Consider the following 4,027-nt stretch of genomic DNA (forward strand, 5'->3'; position numbering starts at 1 on the left):
AAATATAACGTAGCGTCCGTTCTTGAACCCTTGTTTTCTCTGCAAGGTGAAAAATGAACAACTATTAGTGATTATACGACTGAACAATGTCTTTGGGTGTGAAAATGTGATAGCCTTCATGGATGTTTGCCGGTTTTTCTTTTACAAACAGCGCTTTGTGTATTATTTTATGATGGCCTTTCGGGAAAACTTCCGCTTTTTTATCCAGTTCTTTTAATAAAGCTGAGATATTTCGTGTTGATGACCATTTAGCTTCTCCAATAATGAGCTCCGTTTTATCCCTGGATTCTGCTACAACGTCTATTTCCATTTGTTTTCGGTTCAAATCGTTACCCCACCAGCGCGTACCCGGTTCAAAAAGTTTCTTTTTAAAAAGTGCAGGAAGAGCCTGTCTGCATAAATCTTCCCATATTTCTGAGCAGTAATCGGAGAATTGTGGTTTTACTACATGATCAAATATTTGTTGAGTATAACCCAACTCCAGGGATGATTTCGGGTATCACATACCTGTAGTAAAAATGAATGAACGGTTCTGCAATTTTGTACAGGGTTTTTTTGCATTTCTTTTGGATAAACCCCAGGGAATTTCACGCTTAACATACCCTAATTCTATCAAACGTTGTAGAGGTCGATTTAGCTGGGTTGCCGGTTTGCCGGCACGGGAAGCGATTTCACTTAGCCGGTGGGCACCGGAGGCAATGATCGAAATAAGGGTGTGCATCCTTAAATTTTTGGATGATGCTTGGGAGTTCCGGTGTATTTTTAACAAGGTAAGGAAATTCGTCGATGAAAAGCGTGAATCGCTTATCGGTCCAGCGGCCGAGGGCTGTCAATATGCTTTCCCAGTCGGGATAATTTACTGAATCGAAACCTTTAAACTTGTTAATTACCTGCCGCGCAAAGGTTTCTATCTGGGCAGTACTTTCGCGCTGGTCTGCTATAAAATAGATATCATCTTGCTGCATGACCTGTTGCAGCAAACGGGTTTTACCAAGTCTACGCCTGCCATAAAGCACGATTAATGATGATTCCTCTGAATTTAGAGCCCGGGATAAACGCTGTATTTCATGATGTCGATTAAGAAATTCCATGTTGGTAAAAATTATGTACTACAAACATAATGTTTTTCCTGCATAACTTCAAGGGGTTTTTTAGGTTTTGCGTTCTCTGCGACTTCTTGGCGTACTTTGTCCGCTCGGATGAGATCGTTCAGACGGGCGAGAACCCTTCTTTTTTTCACGCCACGTTCGCCACCGATTTTTTCTTACTTCTTAACGTTGTGGAGATTTTTTTTGGTTTGATTGTTCTGTCTTTTGCTTTTCCTGCGGGATGGGTTCCCCTTCAGGGGTTAGGGGCAGGGCGGGGATTTTGCACGCCCGCCTGACCAATGTCATTCGGGCAGGCAAAGCTCGCAAAGGAATGTTTGCCTGTCTTATTTTCTACAACCGACTATCTACTTAATTAACTCAATTAACTTAATCACTCAATCAACTACTCAGAAACCTCCAAAATAGCCTGCAAGCACCTTCCTGCGGTATTGCCATCCCATTTTTCCGGGTGTTGTGGTTTTCTTTTGAGCCGGAGGGTTTCCTGGTATGCTTTTCGGATTCTTTCTATATTTTCTTTAAAGATCTATAATCGGGATGTTTTTATTCCGGCTATTGTAAGCTATTATGGACAAATTTATATTGGGATAGTTTTCTGTAAATTTTTTATATTTTGTTGGTTTGTATTCGATGGAACTGGTTTTTACTTCGTATGCTTTGCCACTCTTATAGTCTGATGAAACGACAAAATCCACTTCATTGCCATCAGCAGTTCTCCAGAATTTTATGTCTTCTTGTGGATAAATTTGGACTAATCTTTGATACACATAATTTTCCAGCAGAACGCCTGTATCTTCCCGTTCTTCAATCCCTGAGAATCTGTTCAGAAGAGCGTTTCTTAATCCCAGATCATTAAAATATACTTTTGGCATTTTTACTATTTCTTTGCGTAAATTTCTGTGAAAAGGTTTTACAAGCGAGATATAAAAACATTTTTCCAGGGTAGATAGATAATTTTCAATCGTGGACAGATGAATACGTAATGTTTTTGATAATTCGTTTTTATTTACCAAATTTCCTGTCTGACCTGCCAAAATTTTCATAAGATTATAAAAATCCATGTCGTTTCTTATACCTGATTCTAATATATCCCTTTTAATGTATGAATCACGAAGTTCTAACAGTATTTCTTTTTTTAGCTCAGAATCATTTTCCAGAACAACAGCAGGATAGCCACCATAAATCAGGTAATCATCAAAATATTCCTTAATTTCTTGTTTTTTAAGGGAGAAATAGTCTTTCCTTTCCCTTAGTGTCTGTACTTCATCGCTCAGGTCTTTTTTCCCGGAGAACTCAAGATATTCCTGAAAATTCAGGGGATGGAGATGGAATATTTTTTTCCTCCCGGCCAGCGAGTCTTTAAATTTTCTGTCTATGTAGAAAGCGCTGCTGCCTGTAGCAATAATTTTAAGATGAGATATTCCTTTTTATTAAGGTGAGCGTTGATTTTGTCGTGTATGTGTCGTTTATTATATTCCATACTAAATGGCAAATATAATATAAATATAGGATGGTGTAAAAATTATCTGATATTTTTTATATTTCGTTGTTGTTTTTATATCTATTTTCTTGTTAGCTCCCGATGGTAACGCGAAGGCTATGGTTAACTGGTTGATTGGTTGATTGGTTGATTGGTTGATTGGTTCAAAAGTTGGTTCGTTTTCATCTGATTTTTTGGGCTTTTGCGGTCTTTGCGAGAAATATATTCCCTCACGCAAAGGGCAAAAAGGATTGTTTGTTTCCTGGCGGATTTTTCATTTATCAGCCACCATTTTACGCAACTGATTTCAGGAAACATATTACGGATTTTGGATTGCTACACCAAAGCCGCTTAAACTTTTCAGATCAATATTAAATTCACTATTATCTTTCGGTTAACCATTCCCATACCGGTACAACCTCTGTACCATCAAAATAATCTTTCTGGTTTAGCGTGATAATGGTTTTTCTATTGGGTTTATAGCCTTCAAGTTCATTTATTCCATTGATTTCCCTTTCCAGATTATCCTCCTTCAATTCATGACATACCTGAATAATCTGAAGATGACCATTGGCATCTTTCACTACAAAATCGCATTCATAATCTGATCTGTGATACCAGACTTCTTTTTTGTTTCTGCAAAGCTCGATATAAACGACATTTTCCAGAATACGACCCAGATCATCACTAAATGAAAGGGTATTGGCTTTGATCAAACCCGTATCAACAGCATAAATCTTTTTGGGATTAGCCAGTTGCTTTCTCACTGAAGCAGAAAACAGGGGTAAAGGAGAGAGCAGATAACTATTTGCCAGATAACCAATATAATTGATTACCGTATTGACAGAACCCGTATGAAACCGTTTGCTTAGTTTATTATAGGAAAATTCTTTACCTGTATTGCTGATTAAAAAGAGTGTCAACGCTTTTAATATTTCTTCCTGTCTTATTTCATAGCGAACAATCACATCGCGGGTGATTATGTCTTCAAGCAATTGCTGTAATATATCGATTTCTTCATTCCTGATAAATTCAGGAAATCCTCCGATTGCCATATAATCTTTAAAGCTGGCAACTGAAGGGTCTATATCTCTGTAGGTTAAGAACTCCCGGTAAGAAAAAGGGTACAATACCCAGGTAAGATGCCTTCCGGTCAATTTTGTGCCTAATTCTTTGCTTAATAACGATGCATTGGAGCCGGTAAGAAATATTCTTTTCCCTTTATCATGTGCAGATCTAATATATCGTTCCCATCCGGCAACATTTTGTATTTCGTCAAAGAACCAGGCATCAGGGTTCTTTTTCTCAAGGATCTGATCTAACTTGTCGAAGTCATTCACCTCAAAGTTATAGGCACGGTGATCCTCAAAATTAAAATATACCGGTCGTTCGAAAAGCTCCATCAACTGTTGTAAAAAGGTACTTTTACCACATCTGCGGA

At 38.0% G+C, this 4,027-nt stretch carries 5 protein-coding genes and 1 pseudogene; all 6 read right to left on the bottom strand.

Annotated elements, in window-relative coordinates; genetic code table 11:
* Positions 1-64 precede the first annotated feature (64 nt).
* Positions 65-478 carry a hypothetical protein gene (locus tag KGY70_18230; protein ID MBS3777140.1) on the bottom strand — a complete coding sequence of 138 codons (414 nt, stop codon included), beginning with the start codon at positions 476-478 and terminating at the stop codon, positions 65-67.
* A gap of 21 nt (positions 479-499) precedes the next feature.
* On the bottom strand, positions 500-721 hold the full coding sequence (locus tag KGY70_18235) for a helix-turn-helix domain-containing protein (GenBank protein MBS3777141.1): 222 nt from the start codon (positions 719-721) through the stop codon (positions 500-502).
* Positions 672-1,091, bottom strand: a complete 420-nt coding sequence (locus tag KGY70_18240; GenBank protein ID MBS3777142.1) for an ATP-binding protein — start codon at positions 1,089-1,091, stop codon at positions 672-674. The genes KGY70_18235 and KGY70_18240 overlap by 50 nt, the downstream gene beginning before the upstream one ends.
* 533 nt (positions 1,092-1,624) lie before the next feature.
* Positions 1,625-2,167 carry a DUF4143 domain-containing protein gene (locus KGY70_18245; GenBank protein ID MBS3777143.1) on the bottom strand — a complete coding sequence of 181 codons (543 nt, stop codon included), beginning with the start codon at positions 2,165-2,167 and terminating at the stop codon, positions 1,625-1,627.
* Positions 2,168-2,401: 234 nt separating this feature from the next.
* Positions 2,402-2,527, bottom strand: a pseudogene (locus tag KGY70_18250) (AAA family ATPase).
* Between the two features lie 442 nt (positions 2,528-2,969).
* The coding region (locus KGY70_18255; protein ID MBS3777144.1) for an ATP-binding protein at positions 2,970-4,027 on the bottom strand (1,058 nt) is incomplete at its 5' end.

The sequence above is a fragment of the Bacteroidales bacterium genome (assembly GCA_018334875.1).
Taxonomy (GTDB): Bacteria; Bacteroidota; Bacteroidia; order Bacteroidales; family UBA12077; genus JAGXLC01.

Bases quoted from the DNA above. Each gene is read 5' to 3' on its own strand.
- KGY70_18245 (MBS3777143.1), bottom strand. From the start codon at position 2,167: ATGGATTTTTATAATCTTATGAAAATTTTGGCAGGTCAGACAGGAAAT.
- KGY70_18240 (MBS3777142.1), bottom strand. From the start codon at position 1,091: ATGGAATTTCTTAATCGACATCATGAAATACAGCGTTTATCCCGGGCT.
- KGY70_18235 (MBS3777141.1), bottom strand. From the start codon at position 721: ATGCACACCCTTATTTCGATCATTGCCTCCGGTGCCCACCGGCTAAGT.